The organism is Limimaricola soesokkakensis (assembly GCF_900172345.1).
Classification (GTDB): domain Bacteria; phylum Pseudomonadota; class Alphaproteobacteria; order Rhodobacterales; family Rhodobacteraceae; genus Limimaricola; species Limimaricola soesokkakensis.
On sequence record NZ_FWFY01000031.1, the window covers coordinates 1 to 5,280 of the forward strand.

A 5,280-nucleotide genomic window follows, 5' to 3' on the forward strand; every position below is an offset into this window, starting at 1 on the left:
CGCCGGAAATCGTCCACCAACTCGTCGTCGAGCGCGTCGGGCGAGACCGGGTGATGCAGGTAGGTCAGCCCGGCCTCTTCGGCGATGCGCCGTTCTTCATCGGGGGCGACCTCCTGCTTTTCGTCCGCGGTTCGGAAATTCACCACGCTGCGGAAACCTTCTTCGGCAGCTTTCCGAAGTGCGGCTTCGTCCGGGGCGAAGCGGGCGATGCTATGATTGCTGTCGATCTCTACGACGTTGTCCATTTGGGTCCTCATTTCTGCTCGGGGGTTTCGACCGGGAAGCCGGCGGCGCTCCACGCCTTCCAACTGCCCGGCACGTTGCGGATGGACTCAAAACCGTGCGCCGCAAGCAGGCTTGCCGCGATGCTGGCGCGGAAACCGCTGGCGCAGTAGGTCGCGTAGGATTTGCTACGGTCGAGATCGTTCATCTTCTTGCGCAGCTCACCAAGGAAAGCGTGCGTCGCGCCCGGCATGTGGCCGCCCTCCCATTCATCGGGCTTGCGCACGTCCAGCGGGGTTATGTCCTGCGCGTCCTTCAGCTCATGCACTGAGATCTGCGGGATCTGCGCGAAATCGCGCCCCGCCTCGCGCCAGGCGCTCATGCCGCCGGCAAGATAACCGCCGAACTCGGTGAAGCCTGTGCGCCACAGCAGCTTTACGACTTCGGGCAGGTCGGCATCCTCAAGCAGAACGAGGTAGATGGGCTTTTCCGGATCCAGCAGCCATCCGGCCCAGACCGACAGCTCCGGCCGCGCACCGATGTTGAGGCTGCCCTTCACATGGCCTGCACCGAAATCCATCATGTCGCGGGTGTCGACGATCTGCACGCCGCCCTCGGTGGCCTTGGCGAACCGCTCGACCGTGAGGGGAGGCACGCGGGGCAGGTTGCGCAGCACCTCGGGGCCCTGTGCATTCACCTTCTTCAGCCGGGGGTAATGCGTCGGCACCGGAGGGGCGTCCGTCTGCATGACCCGCTTGAACTCCTCGAGATTTTCGATCTTCGCGTAGTCGTTGAAGCGCCGCTCGTAGCCGATGGTCGAGGACATGCGGTCGCCGATATCGGGGCCGCAGGCCGATCCCGCGCCGTGGCAGGGATAGATGATCACGTCGTCTGGCAGTGCCATGAACACGTCGCGCACCGTGTGGAACAGCTTCTCGGTCAATTCCTCGGTCTGGTCGTCGCCCATCAGGTCGGGCCGACCGACGCTGTCGACGAAGAAGGCATCTCCGGATAGCACGCCCCACGGCGTCTCGGTGTCGCCGTCATACAGGAAATAGGACATGTGCTCGGGGGTGTGGCCGGGGGTGAAGCGCGCCTTCATCCGCAGCCCGCCAAACCGGAATTCGTCGCCGTCGCGCACTGTCTCGTGGTCGAAGCCGTATTCGGCGCCGCCCTCGGTGCTGGCATAGAGCTTGGCCTGTCCGCCAAGCCGGTCAGCCAGCTCGCGAGCGCCGCTCATGAAGTCGGCGTGGATGTGGGTTTCGAACACATGGGTGATGGCAAGGCCGAAGCGCCGCGCCGCCTCAAGGTAGATCTCCACGTCCGGCCGGGGGTCGACAATGGCGCAGACATGCGCGGCGTCGTCGCCCAGCAGGTAGGAGCATTCGGCGACGCCGTCGGCCAGGATCTGTTCGAAGCGCAGGGTCATGGCAGGTCCTCCTTCGAGGTGCCAACAACGGGCGGGAATGTGGGTTCCGATTGGTTTACTGCCAGCCGCCGGTGTTACGGTCGGCCTTCAGGAACGCATGCAAGGTCGTCGACGTGGCGCCCGAAGTAGACATTCGATGCCCCAGATTTAAGAGGCCCGCTCCGGGCCGCGAGCTGTTTTGGTAAAGAGGGCGGAAAGCAGTCATTCGCTGCGGCATGAGCGGATGACTGAGTTGGCCAATCTGCGACATCTCGTTGGCGAAGCGACCGGTCGTCCAGGGTGGACCGAGAGCACGCTCGAGATACCACGCGGTGCTGACCTCATTCACGGCGCTCCGATTGCCTGCACCGCAATGGCAAGATCCATGACCTACCGCACCTGCCGACCCTCTTTCAGCCATGCGGCCGCATCCTTCCCGAGCTCCTCCTCTGCACGCTGCTCATACGCGTCTGAGATGTCGGACGGCAGCCGGTCCTTCCAACGTCCATTCGTGCCCTTGTGGATGAAGCTCTGCGCACCGCCGTCTCAGAACGCGCCGCCAAGCGGGACCGAGGCCGCCGCGTTGCGCTTCATTGTCCCCCGTCAGCGCCTCTGGGACATCTGAGTTGATTTTGTAACGGAGGGTTTCTGGCTCATCGTAACCACCGAGGAGTGGAGATGAGACAGAAACCCGGAACAGCCAGACCGACGGCGGAGTCGCTGGTGAAGGACATCCGTCGGCGCACGCGGAAGCACCATTCAGCCGAGGAGAAGATCCGCATCGTTCTGGATGGGCTGCGCGGCGAGGACAGCATTGCCGAGCTTTGCCGGCGCGAGGGGATCGCTACGAGCCTCTACTACAGCTGGTCGAAGGAGTTCCTCAAGGGCGGCAAGAAGCGGCTCGCAGGCAACACGGCCCGCCAGGCCACCAGCCCCGAGGTCAGGGAACTGCGGCACGAGGCCTCGGCGCTGAAGGAGGCGGTGGCCGATCTCACCCTGGAGAACCGCCTGCTCAAAAAAAGCATGCTCGGGGATGGGGGAGACGAGTCATGAGATATCCCGCTTCCGAGAAGCTCGAGATCATCCGGCAGGTGGAACGCTCACACCTGCCGGCGAAGCGGACGCTCGACATGATCGGCGTGCCGCGCACGAGCTTCTACCGCTGGTATGATCGCTATCTGTCGCTTGGCCCCGCCGGGCTCGAGGACCGGCCCTCGCGACCGAGCCGGGTCTGGAACCGGCTTCCCGACAAGGTGCGCGAGCAGATCGTCGATCTGGCCCTGGAGCAGCCCGAACTGTCGCCTCGGGAGCTCGCCGCCCGCTTCACCGACACCCGGCGTTACTTCGTGTCCGAGGCCAGCGTCTACAGGGTTCTGAAGGCCCACGACCTGATCACCAGCCCGGCCTTCGTGGTGATCAAGGCAGCGAACGAGTTCCACGAGAAGACAACCCGGCCGAACCAGCTCTGGCAGACCGACTTCACCTATCTGAAGGTCATCGGCTGGGGCTGGTTCTACCTCTCGACCATCCTCGACGACTACAGCCGCTACGTCGTCGCCTGGCGGCTCTGCACGACGATGAAAGCGTCGGATGTGACCGCGACGCTGGAAGATGCGCTGGTCGCCTCGGGCTGCGATCGGGCCACCGTCGCTCACCGGCCCCGGCTGCTCAGCGACAATGGCAGCAGCTACATCTCCGGGGAACTGGCCGTTTGGCTCGGTGACAAGGGCATGGACCATATTCGCGGCGCCCCGAACCACCCCCAGACCCAGGGCAAGATCGAGCGCTGGCACCAGACCCTCAAGAACCGCATCCTGTTCGAGAACTACTACCTGTCCGGGGCGCTCGAAGAAGCCGTGGCGGCTTTCGTCGACCACTACAACCATCACCGCTACCACGAGAGCCTCGGCAATCTCACCCCTGTCGACGTCTATCTCGGCAGGGCCGACACCATCCTCAATCGACGAAAGGAGATCAAAGCCAGGACCATCGAAAAGCGCCGTTCGCTGCATCGCCAGACGGCGGCATGAACCGAAGCCCGGACGAGCCAGACCCTCCGGTCGACATCAGACCATCGTGTCCCAGATCATCTGACGACGGACAGCAGTAGGATCGGCCGGGTCGCTTCTGTGAGAGCCGCATGAAATGCATCGACGACGGCGACTTCGAAGTTCATCAGCTGGAGCCCCGCGACGCGGGAGGCTCGGGCTTTGGCCGGGGGGGGGCGCTTGCGGCGGGGCGAGCTTGACCGTGTCGTCCTCGATCGACTGGAGATGGGCATACCAGTTGCTCTCGAAGTAAGTCCGGAACTCGACATACATCCGGTAAGAGGCGCTAACGGTTGCGACGTCCTCAACCATGAGAACCATGATAGTATTGGGTGATCTTCATGGCTTGAATCCTTCAAGCTGAATTGGAAGGAGCCTCCGCAACCAAAATCAAGGGGGTCTCCGCATACCGTGTTGGCCGCTTTCAACGAACAGGGCTACCCATACTGGAGCTTTATCTCCACCGCGAGAGGACGAAGTCATTCGTGGTGCGGGGCTGTATTGCCGTATAGACCTCGTCCGGCTTCACCAAGCGGCCCAGTCTGTTGGTGACACCTCAACAGGCTCAAACGCTCACTGTTCGCAGCAGGCCGTGCCCCAGTCAGGGGCTGGGACTGAACCTGCAATCTCCCGGATGAGCTTTCTGCGCACCGCCGCCGCAAATGTCGCATAGCTATCCGCCGTCACCATAAAGGCCCCTGGCCCTCCGATGATGCGTTTGGCGTATTCCGCTTCGAGATTTGGTCCGGCCCTCCGGCCATCGTTCGGACGCAGGATTGGAAGTGCGTTAATCGTGATGCCGGCTGCCAGCACCTCCCTTCGCGCTCGAGCGATTGATGGCCCTGAGAATTCTCGAATGCTGTCTCCTGAGAAATCGATCACTGCGCGAGGAGCGTCGATATCGTTGGTCTCTATAAGCCGTTTGCCTTCGAGCAAGGCCCCGCCGATACGGTTGTTTCCGAAAGCAAGCCGCGGGGGCTTAACCAAGGCTTCGGCAAAGGCACTTGCGCTTTCTGGGCCGTCGATAATCGTCCAATCCACCACCACCGCCGTATTGCCCGCCCACTCGACATAGGTCACGGCAATCGTGCCGTAAGCGGAGTTCTCGATGGCACCGATCACACGCGGATCAGTCATGGCCATAGCATAGCCCTGGCGCTGGAACGCGAGCTCTTTCTCATCAATCGAGGGAGAGGCATCAGCAAGCAGCACGAGTTCCAATCCGACCTCGCGCCGGTCTTGTGCGACGCTCGTGCAGGCCAAGAGGATGAAGAGGAGGAAACTCGCTAACCACATGCATTCGAGATTACGCGGATTCGATGGACTGGTCTTCTTCGGCGACCGCGCAATCTTCAAAGCGCGTAGATGCGATAACGGCGCAGGCGTTGCCGCTTTCTGCAACATCACCCCCAGAGGGCCAAGGATGACCCGCCAGCAGGTCAGTGTAAGAGAGTCAGGAGGCACTACAATGCCTGTGACCTGAGACCCTGTTCCTCCTCCAGTTTGGGGTAGAGTCCGTCCAACTCAGGAGACGGACATGAAGCGATCGCGTTTCGCGGAAGAGCAGATCATTGGAATGCTGAAGGAACAGGAGGCCGGGCT

4 protein-coding genes are annotated in these 5,280 nt (G+C 62.4%); 1 reads left to right on the top strand and 3 read right to left on the bottom strand.

The genetic code is table 11. The features are described from left to right. Both LOS8367_RS18510 and LOS8367_RS18515 read right to left on the bottom strand, forming a co-directional pair. Positions 1–245: beta-lactamase hydrolase domain-containing protein (locus tag LOS8367_RS18510; RefSeq protein WP_242665653.1), on the bottom strand; the 245-nt coding region annotated here is incomplete at its 3' end. An 8-nt stretch (positions 246–253) separates the two neighbouring features. Then, complete coding sequence (locus LOS8367_RS18515; protein WP_085898005.1) at positions 254–1,651, bottom strand: MBL fold metallo-hydrolase; 1,398 nt, start codon at positions 1,649–1,651, stop codon at positions 254–256. 657 nt (positions 1,652–2,308) lie between these two features. Here LOS8367_RS18515 and LOS8367_RS18520 point away from each other — a divergent pair. Then, a protein-coding gene (locus tag LOS8367_RS18520; RefSeq protein ID WP_106535145.1) for an IS3 family transposase occupies positions 2,309–3,660 on the top strand; the annotation gives its coding sequence in 2 pieces (ribosomal slippage) (positions 2,309–2,645 and positions 2,645–3,660; 1,353 coding nt in all). Between the two features lie 591 nt (positions 3,661–4,251). Here the strand turns inward: LOS8367_RS18520 and LOS8367_RS18525 are convergent. Further along, positions 4,252–4,974 carry a DUF1194 domain-containing protein gene (locus tag LOS8367_RS18525; protein WP_085898006.1) on the bottom strand — a complete coding sequence of 241 codons (723 nt, stop codon included), beginning with the start codon at positions 4,972–4,974 and terminating at the stop codon, positions 4,252–4,254. Positions 4,975–5,280: the final 306 nt, after the last annotated feature.

Coding starts and splice junctions, on each gene's coding strand:
- LOS8367_RS18515 (WP_085898005.1), bottom strand. CDS start 1,651: ATGACCCTGCGCTTCGAACAGATCCTGGCCGACGGCGTCGCCGAATGC.
- LOS8367_RS18525 (WP_085898006.1), bottom strand. CDS start 4,974: ATGTGGTTAGCGAGTTTCCTCCTCTTCATCCTCTTGGCCTGCACGAGC.